Origin of the sequence: Pseudomonas sp. xss_2 (genome assembly GCF_043104195.1) — a bacterium.
Classification (GTDB): domain Bacteria; phylum Pseudomonadota; class Gammaproteobacteria; order Pseudomonadales; family Pseudomonadaceae; genus Aquipseudomonas; species Aquipseudomonas urmiensis.
Genome location: NZ_JBICKL010000032.1, coordinates 42,350 through 59,115, shown reverse-complemented (window position 1 = coordinate 59,115; position 16,766 = coordinate 42,350). Strand labels below are relative to the sequence as shown.

At 60.5% G+C, this 16,766-nt stretch carries 12 protein-coding genes and 1 tRNA gene; 3 read left to right on the top strand and 10 right to left on the bottom strand.

Annotated elements, in window-relative coordinates; translation table 11 throughout:
- Window positions 1–21 precede the first annotated feature (21 nt).
- From ACF8K2_RS04605 to rpsU, 6 genes are all read right to left on the bottom strand, one after another.
- Entirely contained in the window at window positions 22–1,188 is a 1,167-nt protein-coding gene (locus ACF8K2_RS04605) for a Fic family protein (RefSeq protein WP_392463679.1), read from the bottom strand.
- Between the two features lie 177 nt (window positions 1,189–1,365).
- A tRNA-Ile gene (locus tag ACF8K2_RS04600) sits at window positions 1,366–1,442 on the bottom strand.
- 15 nt (window positions 1,443–1,457) lie between these two features.
- On the bottom strand, window positions 1,458–5,201 hold the full coding sequence (locus ACF8K2_RS04595; protein WP_392463678.1) for a bifunctional diguanylate cyclase/phosphodiesterase: 3,744 nt from the start codon (window positions 5,199–5,201) through the stop codon (window positions 1,458–1,460).
- Window positions 5,202–5,339: 138 nt separating this feature from the next.
- Window positions 5,340–7,190 carry an RNA polymerase sigma factor RpoD gene (gene rpoD, locus ACF8K2_RS04590; RefSeq protein ID WP_392463677.1) on the bottom strand — a complete coding sequence of 617 codons (1,851 nt, stop codon included), beginning with the start codon at window positions 7,188–7,190 and terminating at the stop codon, window positions 5,340–5,342.
- Window positions 7,191–7,257: 67 nt separating this feature from the next.
- Complete coding sequence (gene dnaG / locus ACF8K2_RS04585; RefSeq protein WP_186552693.1) at window positions 7,258–9,249, bottom strand: DNA primase; 1,992 nt, start codon at window positions 9,247–9,249, stop codon at window positions 7,258–7,260.
- A gap of 289 nt (window positions 9,250–9,538) precedes the next feature.
- Window positions 9,539–9,754, bottom strand: coding sequence for a 30S ribosomal protein S21 (gene rpsU / locus ACF8K2_RS04580; protein WP_002551877.1), 216 nt, complete (start codon window positions 9,752–9,754; stop codon window positions 9,539–9,541).
- 204 nt (window positions 9,755–9,958) lie between these two features.
- Between rpsU and tsaD the strand changes: the two genes are divergently transcribed.
- Complete coding sequence (gene tsaD / locus ACF8K2_RS04575; protein ID WP_186552692.1) at window positions 9,959–10,984, top strand: tRNA (adenosine(37)-N6)-threonylcarbamoyltransferase complex transferase subunit TsaD; 1,026 nt, start codon at window positions 9,959–9,961, stop codon at window positions 10,982–10,984.
- Window positions 10,985–11,010: 26 nt separating this feature from the next.
- Here the strand turns inward: tsaD and plsY are convergent, their stop codons facing one another.
- On the bottom strand, window positions 11,011–11,580 hold the full coding sequence (gene plsY, locus ACF8K2_RS04570) for a glycerol-3-phosphate 1-O-acyltransferase PlsY (protein WP_186552691.1): 570 nt from the start codon (window positions 11,578–11,580) through the stop codon (window positions 11,011–11,013).
- A gap of 74 nt (window positions 11,581–11,654) precedes the next feature.
- On the opposite strand from plsY, the gene folB reads away from it, so the two are divergent.
- Both folB and folK read left to right on the top strand, forming a co-directional pair.
- Window positions 11,655–12,011, top strand: a complete 357-nt coding sequence (gene folB / locus ACF8K2_RS04565; RefSeq protein ID WP_186552690.1) for a dihydroneopterin aldolase — start codon at window positions 11,655–11,657, stop codon at window positions 12,009–12,011.
- Window positions 12,002–12,511: a 2-amino-4-hydroxy-6-hydroxymethyldihydropteridine diphosphokinase gene (gene folK / locus ACF8K2_RS04560; RefSeq protein WP_392463670.1), complete on the top strand. Its 510-nt coding sequence runs from the start codon at window positions 12,002–12,004 to the stop codon at window positions 12,509–12,511. Before folB ends, folK begins: the two co-directional genes overlap by 10 nt.
- Before the next feature lie 196 nt (window positions 12,512–12,707).
- Here the strand turns inward: folK and ACF8K2_RS04555 are convergent, their stop codons facing one another.
- From ACF8K2_RS04555 to ACF8K2_RS04545, 3 genes are read right to left on the bottom strand one after another with little or no spacing between them, the layout of a single operon-like run.
- Window positions 12,708–13,832: a multifunctional CCA addition/repair protein gene (locus ACF8K2_RS04555; RefSeq protein WP_392463668.1), complete on the bottom strand. Its 1,125-nt coding sequence runs from the start codon at window positions 13,830–13,832 to the stop codon at window positions 12,708–12,710.
- Window positions 13,833–13,889: 57 nt separating this feature from the next.
- Entirely contained in the window at window positions 13,890–15,458 is a 1,569-nt protein-coding gene (locus tag ACF8K2_RS04550) for a SpoVR family protein (protein ID WP_186552687.1), read from the bottom strand.
- Entirely contained in the window at window positions 15,455–16,729 is a 1,275-nt protein-coding gene (locus ACF8K2_RS04545) for a YeaH/YhbH family protein (RefSeq protein ID WP_186552686.1), read from the bottom strand. The genes ACF8K2_RS04550 and ACF8K2_RS04545 overlap by 4 nt, the downstream gene beginning before the upstream one ends.
- Window positions 16,730–16,766: the final 37 nt, after the last annotated feature.

The window sequence follows — 16,766 nt, the reverse complement described above, 5'->3', positions numbered from 1 at the left end:
GCACTCAAATGGCAGCCATGTTTAATCAGTCTTGCCGTTTGGAGTGGCTCGCTCAGGCCACTTGATTTGATAGCGAGTGCTGCGTCCGCCACTGGGCAGGCGGACGATGTAGCCCTTTTCCAGGAGGTCGCTTAAATGACGGGTAGCGGTGGCCTTTGAGACTTTGGCGACAGCTTGGTACTGGCCAGCGTTGATACCTCCCGCGAAGCCACCTCGTTCGTTGAACAGATCGCCATCGAGCATGCGGTTGAGCACTTTGATCTGTTCGCTGGAAAGCACTTGCTGGCGATGCTGTTGCCAGAACCGCGCTTTGCCAAGTACCCGATCTATCCGTGCCAGGGCCTGCTCTAGGCTGCGCAGCAACGTTTGCAGGAACCAAGTCAGCCACGGCGTAATATCGAGCCCATCTTTTTGGCTGTTTTCCAGTACCTCGTAGTAGCCGCGACGGTCTTCCAGGATGCTCGCTGACATGGCGTAAAAACGAATAGCCTGCTGCTCCGCCTGGGCCAATGCCAAGTCGGTAATGGCGCGAGTAAGGCGACCATTGCCGTCATCGAAAGGGTGAAGCGTGACGAACCAGAAGTGAGCAATACCTGCACGTATAAGCGGGTCGAGGCCAGGGTCTTGTGCGCTTTCTGCAAACCAGGTCAGGAAGGCCAACAGCTGTGCTTCCAGTCCCTGGCGAGGGGGCGCCTCGAAGTGCACCCTGGGGCGGTCGATGCGACCGGACACAACTTGCATAGGTTCATCGCCGCGCAAACGACCAATCCGAATCGGGGTCGCTAGGCCATGTGCATTGGCGGGAAACAGCAGTTGATGCCAATACAACAGCCGCTCCAGCGTTAGCGGTTTGGCATGTTCTTGGGTGGCGTCAAGCATGAGTTCAGCCAAGCCATCACTGCGCACGCTGCTGCGACCTTGTACATCCAGCCCCAGCCTACGCGCCAGGGACGAGCGAACAGATTCCACATTAAGCTGCTCACCTTCGATCGCCGAACTAGTGACGATGTTCTGCAGGAGTGCATCGAGGGTGTTTTGGGCTTGAGTATCGCTATCCACTACACCAGCCATCCCAACCAAACGACCTTGAGCGTTGGAGCAGGCGCGCAGGAGCGGAGCTAAAGACGCGGCTTGCCAGTGGAAGTGTGGCCAGTTGGCGTGTTGCCATATCCAGAAAGGTAGGTTCATCAGGCAGCTCCTGCTAGGTGAGCCGATTACCTATGCTAATCGGCTCATTATTTGAGCCGATTGTGTGCGTTATTCGGCTCATCGTCCATCAGTGAAGGATCAATGGGCGCTTGTGAGGAGATTGATTGATCGCAACAAACGACAAAGCCGCGCATTTGCGCGGCTTTGTCGTTTGTTTGGTGGGCCCACACGGACTCGAACCGTGGACCAAAGGATTATGAGTCCTCTGCTCTAACCAACTGAGCTATAGGCCCCAGAAGGTGCCGGGATTATAGCGAGGGATTTGAATGGGTGCCATCCGAAAGATCCGATAGTGCTATACGAAGAAAGGTCTCGGCGAACTTCTCTGGCGGTAGCGGCAGGCTGACGATGTAGCCCTGGATTTGCTCGCAACCTTCGGCTGCAAGGAAGTACTGCTGGGCTTGGTTCTCCACGCCTTCGGCAATGATGGTCAGCTGCATGCTGCGGCCCAGGGCGATGATGGCCCGGGCGATTGCGGCGTCGTGTGGGTCTTCCGGCAGGCCGCGGATGAACGACTGGTCGATTTTGAGGATATCCAGGGGCAAGCGCTTGAGGTAACTGAGCGAGGAGTAGCCGGTACCGAAGTCGTCGATTGCCAATTGCACACCCAGTTGCTTGAGCTGATGCAGCACGCTCAGGGCTTCTTCGGCCTGGCTCATGATGAAGTTTTCGGTGATTTCCAGTTGCAAGTCTCCCGCTTGCAGCTGATAGGTCTTGAGCAGGCTTTCGATGCGCTTGGCCAGGTTGGGTTGGCGCAGCTGCGCGCCAGCCAGGTTGATCGACAGGGGGCCAAAGGGCTGGTAGGTGGTCTTCCAGGTGTGCATCTGCCGGCAGGCCTGTTCCAGCACCCAATCGCCAAGCTGGAGGATGGTGCCATTCTCTTCGGCCAGGTGAATGAAGTGCTCGGGCGGGACTTCGCCCAGAGTCGGGTGGCTCCAGCGGATCAGCGCTTCGGCACCGACCAGGTTCTGGGTCTTGAGGCTGAACTTGGGTTGGTAATACAGGCTGAGCTCGTTGCGTTCGATGGCCCGGCGCAGTTCGTGCTCCAGGGCAATGCGTTCACTGGCCTGGGCGGTGAGATCGCGGGTGTAGGCTTCGACCCGATTGCGGCCTTTGGCTTTTGAGCGGTACATGGCGGCATCGGCATTGCGGATCAGGCTGGCGACGTCGCTGCCATCTTGCGGATAGAGGCTGATGCCGATGCTGGCGCTGGTGAAAAACTCATGTTCGCCGGCCTGGAAGGGGGCGTGGAAGCAGGCCAGCAGCTTGTTGGCAATGCTGCTGGCGTCACTGGGTTTGTGCAGGCCCGGCAGGAGAATGATGAACTCGTCGCCGCCCAGGCGGGCCACGGTGTCGACATCGCGCACTTGTTCCTTGAGGCGCTGGGCGATGCCTTTGAGCAGCAGATCGCCCACCGGGTGACCGAGGCTGTCGTTGATGTGCTTGAAGCGGTCCAGGTCGAGGAACAGCACCGCCCCCTGGCGGCTGGAGATCTGCGCGCAGGTGAGGGCGGCCTGCAAGCGGTTCTCGAACAGGGCGCGGTTGGGCAGGCCGGTCAATGGATCGTGGTGGGCTTGATAGTCGAGCTTGGCCTGAGCGTGCTTGAGGCTGGAGATATCGGCAAAGACGGCAACGAAATGGGTTATTTCCCTGTCGCTATTGCGTACCGCGCTGATGGTCAGCCAGCTGGGGTAGAGCTCGCTGTTCTTGCGCTTGTTCTGGATCTCGCCTTGCCAGTGGCCTTCAGCTGTCAGCTGGTGCCACATCGCTGCGTAGAAGGCGCTGTCGTGCTGGCCTGAGGCAAGCAGGCGGGGTGTCTGGCCCAGGGCTTCGATCTCGCTGTAGCCGGTAATCTCGCTGAAGGCGCGGTTGACCGCGCTGATGCGCTGGTCGGTATCGGTGATCAACACGCCTTCGGCGGTGTTCTCGAACACCGTGGCTGCCAGCTGCAGTTTCTCCTGCATCAGGTGCCGTTCGGTGATGTCGCGGGCGATGGTCAGCATGCAGTCGATGCCGCCAATTGGCAGGGGCCGTGCAGACAGCTCGCACAGGCGGATCTGTCCGTCGCTGCGGCGGATATGGCAGCTGAAGTCGCGCACGAAGCCATCGCGCTGCAGCTGGTCGACCATGCGCTTGCGCTCGTTGAGGTCGACCCAGATGCCCAGGTCCAGCGAGGTTTGGTCGATGGTTGGGTTGAGGTCGTAGCCGGTCAGGCGGCAGAAGCCTTCGTTGACCTCGATCAGCAGGCCATCGCTCTGGCGCGACAGCAAAAGACCGTCCGGCGAGGCGTGGAAGGCTTTGGCAAATTTTTCTTCGGAGGTTTGCAGCTGTTGCTGGGTCTCTTTCAACTGGCTGATGTCGCGCACTGCCACCACCAGGGCGGGAATGCCGTCCAAATCAAAGGTCTCGGCCGAGGTCAGGCCGGTGAACAATTGGCCGTTGCTTCGGCGGAAACTCATTTCCAGATTGCGAATGCCGCCGCGATGCAGGCGTTCAAGCAAGGCCGGACCGCTGCCACTAACGCCCCACAAGCCAAGCTCGGTCGCCGTGCGGCCGACGACTTCGCTGGGGCTCAAGCCGATTTGCTCCTCGAAGGCCTCATTGACCTCAAGCAGGCAGCCGTCGCTGTGCCTGGCGATCAGCAGGATGTCAGGGCATTGCTGGAATACCGAAGCGAACTTCTGCTCCGACAGGCGCAGGGCATCTTCGGTGTGTTTGGCCTCGCTGATGTCGATCATCAAGCCGCGCATCAGCGGTCGGTGGCCGTGTTCGATCATGCTGACGATGTTGCGCACCCACAGGGTATGGCCATCGGCGCGGATTACCCGGTAATCGAGGCTGTGATCGCGTCCCGCTGCGGTCTCGCTTTCGCAGTAGGCCTGCGCCCATAGCGCGTCTTCAGGGTGCAGGATGCTGCGCCAGAAGCCAGGCTTGAGCCACTCGTTGGTGGCAAAACCGAGTAGGTCTTCGGCATGCGGAGACACATAGCTGTAGGTGAAGTCGTTGGCATCTGCCTCCCAGGCGATCGCTGACAGGCTCTCTACCAGGCTGCGGTAGTGATATTCGCTGCTGCGCAGTTCTTGCTCCAGGGCGATGCGCCGCGAGATTTCCGAACTCAGGCGGCGGTTGACGCGGATCATCGCAGCGAGGATCGCTACCAGCAGCAGTACGCCCGGCAGGCCATACAGGAGCATGTCGTGCCAGAAGCTTCTCTGGTCGACCACGTTACCTACCCAGCGCTGCTGGATGTGGCTGATTTCCGCACTGCTCATGTCGGCCAGGACCTTGTCCAGAATGCCGACCAATTGCTTGTTCTCGCGAGGCACAGCCATGGCCAGTTGATAGCGATAGGGCGTTTCACCGCTGACGTACAAGCCATCGAGCTTGAGCTGGCGCAAGCTCCAGATGCTTGAAGCGAGATCCCCGACCACCGCGTCGACTTCATCGGTGGCTAGCGCTTGCAGGGCCGAGCTGACATTGGGCAGGGCCACCAGGTTGAGGTCGGGGTGATGAGTGCGCAGTAGTTCGTGGGGGGCGTAGTCTTGCACCACGGCGATTTTCAGGCCGTACAGGTCCTTGAGGGTACGCGGTTGCGGGCCGCCTTCATGGGCGAGGATGACAATCGGGAAGTCCAGGTACGGGCGGGTGAACGACAGGTAATTCTGCCGTTCCGGAGTCGACATGATGCCGGGCAGCAGGTCGAGCTGGTTATGCCGCGCCTGTTCCAGGACCTGGCTCCAATTGGTGGGCTCGATCGGCTTGAGCGTCACACCCAGGCGCTCCTGGATCAGGGCGATGTAATCGGCGGCCAATCCCTGGTAGTGGCCCTCCTGATCGCGGAATTCGAACGGGGGCCAGGAAGCGTCGACACCCAGCCGCAGCTGTGGGTGTTCGCTGAGCCAGGCTTTCTCTTCGTCGGTCAGGGTAAGGGCGCCGGCCGTTGCGCTCCAAATGGACAGGATCAGCAACAGAATGGCCGGCATTTTCGGCATGGCTGCCTCTCGGTCAGATGGTCTGAATTCGAGTGTAGACGGGCATCGTGCGGGCAGTGGCGGGGGAGGTGATTTAAGTTTGATCGCGCTTGCAGTGTTGCGCCCAAGAAAAACCCCGGCCTGGGCCGGGGTTCGTCATCACTCGTCGAGGAAGGAGCGCAGGTGCTCGCTTCGGGTCGGATGGCGCAGCTTGCGCAGCGCCTTGGCTTCAATCTGACGGATCCGCTCACGGGTCACGTCGAACTGTTTGCCGACCTCTTCGAGGGTGTGGTCGGTGTTCATGTCGATACCGAAACGCATGCGCAGCACTTTGGCTTCGCGTGCGGTCAGGCCGCCGAGCACGTCACGGGTGGCTTCCTTGAGGCTTTCGACCGTGGCTACATCGATCGGGGACTGCATGGTCGAGTCCTCGATGAAGTCGCCCAGGTGCGAATCTTCATCATCACCAATCGGCGTCTCCATGGAGATTGGCTCTTTGGCGATTTTGAGCACCTTGCGGATCTTGTCCTCAGGCATCTCCATGCGCTCACCGAGCTCTTCCGGGGTCGGTTCGCGACCCATTTCCTGCAACATCTGGCGGGAAATACGGTTGAGCTTGTTGATCGTCTCGATCATGTGCACCGGGATACGGATGGTGCGCGCCTGGTCGGCGATCGAGCGGGTGATCGCCTGGCGAATCCACCAGGTGGCGTAGGTCGAGAACTTGTAGCCGCGACGGTATTCGAACTTGTCCACCGCCTTCATCAAGCCGATGTTGCCTTCCTGGATCAGATCGAGGAACTGCAGACCACGGTTGGTGTACTTCTTGGCGATCGAGATCACCAGACGCAGGTTGGCCTCGACCATTTCCTTTTTCGCGCGACGGGCCTTGGCCTCGCCGATCGACATGCGACGGTTGATTTCCTTGATCTCGGCGACGGTCAGGCCAGTCTCGGTTTCAAGGTCGACCAGCTTCTGCTGGCAGGCAACGATCGCGTCGTTCTTCTCGCCCAGCGCGGCGGCCCACTTGGTGCTGCGCTTGGACAGGTCACCGCTCCAGGTCTGGTCGACTTCGTTGCCTGGGAACAGGCGCAGGAAGTCGGCACGCGGCATGCGAGCGTCACGAACACACAGTTGCATGATCGCGCGCTCTTGCTGACGCAGGCGATCCAGGGCACCACGAACGCGCTCGACGAGCACTTCGAACTGCTTGGGCACCAGCTTGATCGGCATGAACAGATCAGCCAGGGCCTGCATGGCACCGATGCTTTCGGCATGGGTACGGCCGTGCTTTTTCAGCGCCTTGAGAGTGATGGCGAGCTGGTCGGAAACCGCGCCGAAACGCTGGGCAGCAATGATCGGATCGGGACCGCTTTCGGCCTCTTCCTCTTCGTCATCGCCGTCCTTTTCCTCTTCCTCGTCGTCGGCCTCTTCCTTCGCAGCAGCGGCCTTGGCGCCAGGAATCGGCACTTCTTCGGTCGGTGCGGCGATGTTGTCATCAGGGTCGATGTAACCACTGAGAACGTCGGACAGGCGGCCACCTTCGGTGGTGACGCGGTCGTATTCGCTAAGGATGTAGTCGACAGTACCCGGGAAGTGAGCGATAGCGCCCATGACTTCACGGATGCCTTCCTCGATACGCTTGGCGATTTCGATCTCGCCTTCGCGGGTCAGCAGCTCGACAGTACCCATTTCACGCATGTACATGCGCACCGGGTCGGTCGTGCGGCCGATATCGGTCTCAACGGCGGCCAACGCTGCGGCGGCCTCTTCGGCTGCGGCTTCGTCAGTGTCGGCTTCCGCCAACAACAGGGCATCCGCATCCGGAGCAGTCTCGAATACGTTGATCCCCATGTCGTTGATCATGCGGATGATGTCTTCCACCTGTTCAGGATCTGAAATATCCTCAGGCAGGTGGTCGTTGACCTCCGCGTAAGTCAGGTAACCCTGCTCACGACCGCGGGTGATCAACTCTTTGATACGAGATTGCTGTTGCGCTTTTCCGGACATAACACCCTATCCACTGAAGGTCTTGGCGGGCAAAAAACAAGCCGAGGATTATACCCGAGCTAGGACCTCACGCGCCAGATGAGGTCGGGTTTTGTGCGGGAACATTGCGGCTCAGCAGGGCTAAAAGCTGAGATTTTTCCTCTGTGCTCAACTCACTTTGACGTGCTTTGCGCATCAGATGTTCCAGGCTGCGCTCGCGTTGGCGGGCGGATAAACTAGTAATGGTGTCGAAAAACTGTTGTTCAAGGTTGTCGGCATCGATCAACCATTCCTTTTCTGCCAAGGCGCGCAGCAGGCGGCCTTGGTCAGTGCCGTGCCAGCGTGCAATCAGCTGCATTGAGCTTAGCTTAGGATTCTTCTGCGCGGCTTCGATCAGGGCCACCAGCAACTGGTTGTAAACATGTTCCTCGTCGGCGAAATGGCTGGCGTCTTCCACTTTGCCGGCCAGCAGCGGGTAGTGCAGTAGCGTGCGCAGGGCCGATAACATCGGCGGTTCGACCGGTGCCGGCACCCGTGGCGGCGCGTCGCGTTGGCCGTCGCGTTGCCAGGGTTTGCCACCCTTCTTGTCCCAGGGTTTGTTGTCCCACTGTTTCTTGCCGGTGCCCTGTTTGGGCGTCCATGGCCGCTGTTCCTGATGGCTTTGATGAGCTACGCCATAGTCGGGCTGATGCTGATCGCCGTAGTCGGGGGTGTAGCTGGCCATGGCGTCGTAGTCGTAGCCAGGGTCGTAGTCCGGCACGCTGGGCGCTGGTGCGCTTTGTGCCAATTGCTCCATCTGCTGCGGATCGAGCCCGGTGATTTCCCGCAGGCGATTGCGCATCAGCTGGCGCAGGTTGGCGCCGGGGATTTTTTCGATCAACGGCGCGGCCAGAGTGGCCATGTGCGCCTTGCCTTCGAGCGAACGCGGGTCGGCTTCGTTGCTCAATTGCTCGAAGAAGTAGTCGGCCAGCGGTTGCGCGTGCTGGTTGATGCGGGCCTGGAAGGCGTCAGTGCCTTCGGCGCGTACCAGGGTGTCTGGGTCTTCCCCCTCGGGCAGGAACAGGAAGCGTGCACGGCGCCCGTCCTGGAGGCTCGACAGGGTCGACTCCAGGGCGCGCCAGGCCGCCTTGCGCCCAGCCTGGTCGCCGTCAAAACAGAACAGCACGCTCGGCACCACCCGGAACAGTCGCTTGAGGTGTTCTTCGCTGGTCGCCGTGCCTAGTGTCGCCACCGCGTTGCGCAAGCCTTGCTGGGCCAGGGCGATGACGTCCATGTAGCCTTCGACGACGATGATCTCATCGAGGCTGCGGTTGTGCTTGCGTGCCTCGAACAGGCCGTACAGCTCCTGGCCCTTGTGGAACACCGGGGTTTCCGGCGAGTTCAGGTACTTGGGCTTGTCGTCGCCCAGCACCCGACCGCCGAAGGCGATCACGCGGCCGCGGCTGTCGCGGATCGGGAACATCACCCGGTCGCGGAAGCGGTCGTAGCGCTTGCCGCTCTCGGCGTTCTCGATCAGCAAGCCGGCGTCGATCATCACCTTTTGCTGCAAGCTGTCGGCGCCCAGGTGCTTCATCAGGTTGTCCCAACCTGGCGGGGCGAAACCCAAGCCGAAGTCGCGGGCAATCTCACCTGAAAGGCCGCGGCCTTTGAGGTAATCCACCGCTGCCTTGCGGGTCTGATGGCTGCGCAGTGCCTGACGGTAGAACTCGGCAGCGGCTTCCAGCAGCGGATAAAGGGGCGAATCGGTCGGCTGGCGTGGCTTGTGCCCACGCCGGCCTTCTTCGCGCGGCACTTCCATGCCCGCGCCGCGGGCCAGCTCCTCGACTGCCTGGGGGAAATCCAGGTTGTCGTGGTCCATGACGAAGCCCAAGGCGTTGCCGCCGGCGCCGCAGCCAAAGCAGTAGTAGAACTGCTTGTCGGGGCTGACGGTGAAGGAGGGCGTCTTTTCCTTATGGAACGGGCAGCAGGCGGAGTAGTTCTTGCCGGTCTTTTTCAGTTGGACGCGCGAACTCACCACGTCGACGATGTCGGTGCGGTTGAGAAGGTCGTCAATGAAAGTCTGGGGAATCAGCCCGGCCATAACAGTCTCGTCATCTGGCAACTGGCAAGTCTAATCGCTAACGCAAGTATGCGGGAGAGAGTGCAGCGGTACGGGAAAAGCGAGGGAGGTGTGCTCGTCGCCAGCCACAAGGGCTCGCCAGACAGGGACGGCACGACTGGTCTAGGACCAGCTCTGACGTGTTCAAGCAGCTTGCTCTACTGCAAGTCGCAGAGAGCGCCTCAAGCTGACGCCTAAGGTTTGAAACAACCGCTGCCATCGGCCCGGCGGTTAGCCGGGCAGGGCAGAAGCTTTGCGTTGAACGTCTGTATTAGTACAGACGAACGGCGCGGCGCTGTTCGCGCTGGACTTTCTTAGCGTGACGCTTAACTGCGGCTGCAGCCTTGCGCTTACGCTCGGAAGTCGGCTTCTCGTAAAACTCGCGGCTACGCACTTCAGCCAGTACACCGGCTTTTTCGCAGGAGCGCTTGAAACGACGCAGAGCTACGTCGAAGGGTTCGTTCTCTTTTACTTTGACGGCTGGCATCCAGGGCTACCTTCATTCGTTACCGGGGTAGACGTACTCCTGACAAAACAAAGATGCGCTGGAGAACGTCGGTTTTCAAGGGTTGCGGATGTTAACGCTTAGCTAGCCGGAATGCAAAGCCTCTGATCGAAAACCGCTGGTCGGCACTGGGCACGGGGACTATCATGCGCGCCTTCGAATTCAGCCTCCACAAGGCACGGACCCATGCTAGTACTGGGATTGGAAACATCCTGCGACGAAACTGGCGTCGCATTATACGACAGTGAACGCGGCCTGCTGGCCGATGCGCTGTTCAGCCAGATCGACCTGCACCGCGCCTATGGCGGCGTTGTGCCCGAGCTCGCCTCGCGTGATCACGTCAAGCGTATGTTGCCGTTGATCCGCCAGGTGCTGGACGAAGCCGGGGCAGTCGCCACCGAGATCGATGCCATCGCCTACACCGCAGGCCCTGGGCTGGTCGGCGCCTTGCTGGTGGGCGCTTCCTGCGCCCAGGCCATGGCGTTTGCCTGGGATATCCCGGCGATCGGCGTGCACCATATGGAAGGCCATCTGCTGGCGCCGATGCTCGAAGAGCAGCCACCGGAGTTTCCGTTCGTCGCTTTGTTGGTGTCCGGTGGTCACACCCAGCTGGTGCGGGTCGATGGCATCGGCCAGTACCAACTGCTGGGGGAGAGCCTGGACGACGCGGCAGGCGAGGCGTTCGACAAGACCGCCAAGCTGATTGGCCTGAATTATCCAGGCGGCCCGGAAATCGCTCGGCTGGCCGAGCAGGGCGTGCCTGGACGCTTTGTCTTCCCACGGCCGATGACTGATCGCCCTGGCCTTGAATTCAGCTTCAGTGGCCTGAAGACCTTCGCCCTCAATACCTGGCAGAAGTGCCGCGATGCTGGAGACGACAACGAGCAAACCCGTTGCGACGTATCCCTGGCGTTCCAGCAGGCGGTGGTTGAGACTCTGACCATCAAGTGCAAGCGTGCGCTCAAGCAGACTGGCCTCAAGCGCCTGGTCATCGCCGGTGGCGTGAGTGCCAACAAGGCGCTGCGCGAATCGCTGGAAAGCATGCTTGCCGGCATCAAAGGCAACGTCTACTACGCGCGCCCCAGGTTCTGCACCGATAACGGTGCGATGATCGCCTACGCGGGTTGCCAGCGGCTGCTGGCCGGACAGAAACAGGATCTGGCCATCAGTGTTCAGGCACGCTGGCCGATGGAGCAGTTGCCGCCGGTTTGAAGCTCGATGCCGCTCATGCGCATGGCTCAGAAATGTCGTTCGCGTCCGGCGAACAGGTCGCGTAGATTGCTGCGATGACGCCAGACGATCAGTATCGTGAGTACGGTCATGGGCAGCAGTGCTTCCGGCTCGCGCCAGGCCAGCAGTGGCAGGGTCAGCGGGGTGGCGATCAGCGCGGCGAGCGAGCTGGTGCGGGTCAGGTAGAAGGTCAGGCCCCAGGCGACGATGGCCAGCAGGGCGGCAGGAAAGTACAGCGCCATGAGCATGCCGGCCGCCGTTGCTACACCTTTACCGCCCTTGAAGCGGAAGTACACCGGAAACAGGTGGCCGATCACCGCGCATAGGCCAATCCAGGCTTGCTGTTGCAAGCCCAAACCGGCCAGGTCGGCTAGCAGTACTGGCAACATGCCCTTGCATAGGTCGCCCAGCAGGGTCAGGATCGCCATTTTGCGACCTGCCAAACGCAGCATGTTGGTCGCCCCGGCATTGCCCGAACCGCTTGAGCGAGGGTCGGGGCTGCCGCTGAGGCGGCTCAGGACAATGGCGAAGGACAGAGAGCCGAGCAGGTAGGCGAGCAGCGCCAATAACCAAAACATGCTAACTATTCCGGGCGAGGACGCCCTGATTCTAACGGCGCCAGTCGCCCTTGTCGTGCTGTGGAGAGAAGTGCTTGGACAGAGTGTTCATCGAAGGCCTGGAAGTCGATACCGTGATCGGTGCTTATGATTGGGAACGGGATATTCGCCAGTGCCTGCGCCTGGACTTGAGCTTCGCCTGGGATAACCGCCCAGCCGCGGCCGGTGACGACCTGAGCCTGGCGCTGGACTATGCCAGTGTGTCGGCGCGGGTTCAGGCGTTTGCCGAGCAGGCGCGCTTCGAGTTGGTCGAGACTTTCGCCGAGCGGCTGGTCGCGGTGCTGATGGACGAGTTCCACATTCCCTGGGTGCGACTGAAGCTGACCAAGCCGGGCGCCGTCCCGGCAGCCCGTGGCGGTGTTGGCGTGGAGATCGAGCGCGGATGTCTGTGAGCACGGTTTACCTAGGGCTGGGCAGTAACATCGAGCGTGAGAAGCACCTGTGCGCTGGGCTCGATGCCTTGGCGGGCTTTCTGCGTGACATGCGCTGCTCGCCGGTATTCGAAAGCCAGGCAGTCGGGATCAAGAGCGGCCCGTTCTTCAACCTGGTGGTGACTGGCCAAACTGACCTGCCGCTGCTGGAGCTGGATCGCCGACTCAAGTTCATCGAGGCGGAAAATGGCCGCTATGCGCCGGATCGCAGGGGCTTGCCGTTGGATATCGATGTGCTGATGTATGACGATCTCTATGGCACATTCGATGGCCTGGTATTGCCGCGGGCGGAGATTCTGAAGAATGCGTTCGTGCTGTGGCCGTTGTCGCTGATCGCGCCGACATTGCTGCATCCGGGGGCGGGCAAGCGCATGGCGCAGCTGTGGCAGGAGGCGAGCATCGACCAGGTATTGGCGCCAGTGCCGTTTGAATGGCGTGGGTTGCAGCTGACCCGTCCGTGAGCTGAGCTGCAGTTGTTCTGGGCTGTACTGACGCTATCGCGGGGCAAGCCCGCTCCCACGTAGTTGCTCCTGCGCAGCCGCTTGCTGCTTATGCTTCAGCGATGACACTAGCGCGGGCGCTTCCTGCGTATGCTTCAGCGATAAGTTGGCGTTGGAGGGGGCGGCGTGGGAGCGGGCTTGCCCCGCGATTGCATTCTCAAGCCTGGGTAAAGCGCTCTAGCGCCGCCAGCCGCTCAGACCTGAGCGCCTCGCCTAACGCCTGCCCGGTCAGGCCTCGTTCCACCAAACTTTTCACATCCACCGCCTTGGCTTCTTGCGCTGCTGCACGTAGGTAGGCGCCCTGTGGATAACCTTGTTCCTGCAGCTGTTGCCGCCCACGAGCAATCATCTCGCACGCCGCGATATAGTCTTCGAAGCGCTGCGGCCTTCGATACACATCAAACTTCTGCAGCAACTCCAGTAGCTTCGATGCGCTGAGCGTGTAGTCCTGTTGGCAATAGCCGTGGCATTCACCCACGAGCAAGGCCAGCTCCTGGCACTCTCGCGGCGCTTTGAAGCGTTGGTTGATGGCTTTGATCGCTCCACCCAGGTCATGCGTCAAACACGCCCAGCGCACATGCAGGGGCTGCTGATGCAGGGCGGCCTGTTCGAGCACAGCCAAGGTTCGCTGGTCGCTATCCAACAGGGTATCTAGCTCGGGCATCAGCTGTTTTAGCGCAGCACAATCACGCAGCACCTGAATGAATACCTGCGGCTGATCTTCCATCAAGGCGCGCTCGATCTCTTTCCAGCTGCGCTCGGCAGTCAAAGCCTGCAATTCACCCGAATCGCTGATCTGTCGCATCAACTCAAGGGTTTCTTCAGCCACCCTGAAACCCAGCGGGGCATAGCGAGCGGCGAAGCGGGCGACGCGCAGAACCCTGAGAGGATCTTCGGCAAACGCGGGGGAAACGTGGCGCAGTATGCGCTTATCCAGATCGGTCTTGCCGTGGTAGGGATCGCACAGGCTGCCGTGCTCATCCTCGGCCATGGCATTGATGGTCAGGTCGCGGCGGATCAGGTCTTGTTCCAGGGTGACCTCAGGGCTGGCATGGAAGGTAAAACCGCCATAGCCACGCCCGCTCTTGCGCTCGGTGCGCGCCAGCGCATATTCCTCGCCAGTCTTGGGATGAATGAAGACCGGGAAGTCGGCCCCGACCGGGCGATAGCCCAAGGCTTGCATCTGTTCAACAGTGGCACCCACCACCAGCCAGTCGACATCGCTGACAGGACGCCCGAGCAGGCGGTCACGCACCGCGCCGCCAACTTTATAAATCTGCATGTTAAATCTCCCTTGCTGCCCACAGGATAACCTGTCGACAGCAAGGGAGGGGCTTGGCTAGAGGTGATGAACCACGGCCAGGTCCATGCGTCCGTAGTCGCCGGCCTCGCCATGCTCGCCGCGTGGCGGCATGTGATGGGTCTTCATGATCTGGTCGCCCTGTACGGTTTCCAGGTGGATGTCGAAGCCCCACAAACGGTGCAGGTGCTTGAGCACCTCGTCGGTGGAGTCGCCCAGCGGTTTGCGGTTGTGCTGCTGGTGGCGCAGGGTCAGCGAGCGGTCGCCTCGGCGGTCGATGCTCCAGATCTGCACGTTAGGTTCGCGGTTGCCCAAATTGTATTGCGCAGCCAGCTGTTCGCGGATGACCCGATAACCGGATTCGTCGTGAATCGCAGGCACCAGCAAGTCGTCGCGCTGATCGTCATCGAGGATGCTGAACAGCTTCAGATCGCGGATCACCTTGGGTGACAGGTACTGCAGGATGAAGCTCTCGTCCTTGAAGCTGCTCATGGCGAACTTGATGGTAGAAAGCCAATCACTGCCGGCAATGTCGGGGAACCAGCGGCGATCTTCCTCGGTTGGATGTTCGCAGATGCGGCGAATGTCAGTGTACATGGCAAAGCCCAGGGCATAGGGGTTGATGCCGCTGTAGTACGGGCTGTCGAAGCCGGGTTGGAACACCACGCTGGTATGCGACTGGAGGAACTCCATCATGAAGCCTTCGGTTACCAGGCCCTCGTCGTAGAGGTCGTTCATCAGCGTGTAGTGCCAGAAGGTGGCCCAGCCTTCGTTCATCACCTGGGTCTGGCGCTGTGGATAGAAGTATTGGGCGATCTTGCGCACGATGCGCACTACCTCGCGCTGCCAGGGTTCGAGCAGCGGAGCGTGTTTTTCAATGAAGTAGAGGATGTTCTCCTGCGGTTCGGCGGGGAAGCGTGCATCGTCGCGGTCGCTGCCCTTCTCCGCCCCTTTGGGGATGGTTCGCCACAGGTCGTTGATCTGCTTCTGCAGGTGTTCTTCACGCTCTTTCTGCCGGCGCCGTTCCTCTTCGGCGGAAATCGGGTAAGGCCGCTTGTAGCGGTCTACGCCGTAATTCATCAGGGCATGGCAAGAGTCGATCAGGTCTTCCACGGCATCGATACCGTGGCGCTCTTCGCACTGGGCGATGTACTGCTTGGCGAACACCAGGTAGTCGATGATCGAACTGGCGTCGGTCCAGGTGCGGAACAGGTAGTTGCCCTTGAAGAAACTGTTGTGCCCATAGCAGGCATGGGCAATCACCAGTGCCTGCATGCACATGGTGTTCTCTTCCATCAGGTAGGCGATGCACGGATCGGAGTTGATCACGATCTCGTAAGCCAGGCCCATCTGGCCGCGGCTGTAGGATTTTTCGGTACTGAGGAACTGCTTGCCGTAGGACCAGTGGTGATAACCCAATGGCATGCCGACGGAGGCGTAGGCATCCATCATCTGCTCGGCGGTAATCACTTCGATCTGGTTGGGGTAGGTGTCCAGCGCGTAACGCTCGGCCAGCCGGCTGATTTCCCGATCGTAGGTCTGGATCAGGTCGAACGTCCACTCGGACCCGGTGGATATGGGTTGGCGTCTCTGTGCTCTGGCGGTCATGTGGCTAACCTGCGCTGGAAGAGTTCACGGAAGACCGGATAGATATCGCCGGCCGAAACCAACTGCTGCTGGGCGAAGGTGTCAGGGAAAGACTCGCCGATGCGCTCGTACTCGTACCACAGCGCTTGGTGTTCGCGTGGGGTGATCTCCACGTAAGTGTAGTACTGCACATGCGGCATGATCTGTTTGGAGAGGATCTCGCGGCAGATCGGTGAGTCGTCGTTCCAGTTATCACCGTCCGATGCTTGCGCCGCGTAGATGTTCCAATCGTTGGTCGGGTAGCGCTCGGCCATGATCTCTTGCATCAGTTTCAGCGCGCTGGAGACGATGGTGCCGCCGGTCTCGCGGGAATAGAAGAATTCCTCCTCGTCGACCTCGCGGGCGCTGGTGTGGTGGCGAATGAACACCACTTCGATGCGGTCGTAATTGCGCTTGAGGAACAGGTACAAGAGGATGAAGAAGCGCTTGGCAATGTCCTTGGTGGCTTGGGTCATCGAGCCGGAAACGTCCATCAGGCAGAACATCACCGCCTTGGAGCTGGGATTGGGTTGTTTGACCAACAGGTTGTACTTGAGGTCGAAGGTGTCGAGGAAGGGCAGGCGGTTGATGCGGGCGCTGAGGCGCTCGATCTCGGCCTCTACGGCTTGAATGTCGGTGAAATTATCAGGCTCTTCGACCTTCAGCCGTGCCAGTTCAGCCTTGGCCTCGCGCAGCAGTGCGCGGCTACTGCCGGTCAGCGCGATGCGCCGGGCATGGGCCGAGCGCAGGGTGCGGATGATATTGATGCGCGAAGGGTTGCCTTCGTTGGCAATCCCGGCGCGCACGGTCTTGAAGGTATCGGTGCCGGCCAGGTGACGCTTGACCAGGTTGGGCAGCTCCAGGTCTTCGAACATGAATTCGAGGAATTCTTCCTGGGTGATCTGGAAAACGAAGTCGTCCATGCCCTCGCCGGAATTACCGGCCTTGCCGCGGCCACCTCCGCCACCTGCGCCACCTTGCGGGCGGGCGATGTGTTCGCCGGCGGTGAATTCCTTGTTGCCTGGGTGAACGATGGTCTGCTTACCACCGCGACCATGGTGCAACACCGGCTCGTCGATATCTCGGCCGGGAATGCTGATCTGTTCGCCGTGTTCCATGTCCATGATGGAGCGGCGACTTACGGCCTCTTCGACGGCCTTTTTGATGTGGTCACGGTACCGGCGCAAAAAGCGCTGGCGGTTGACCGTGCTCTTGTTCTTGCCGTTCAGGCGTCGGTCGATAACGTAGCTCATGGTCTCTCCGCTAAAAACAGCTGCAAGCGTCAAGCAT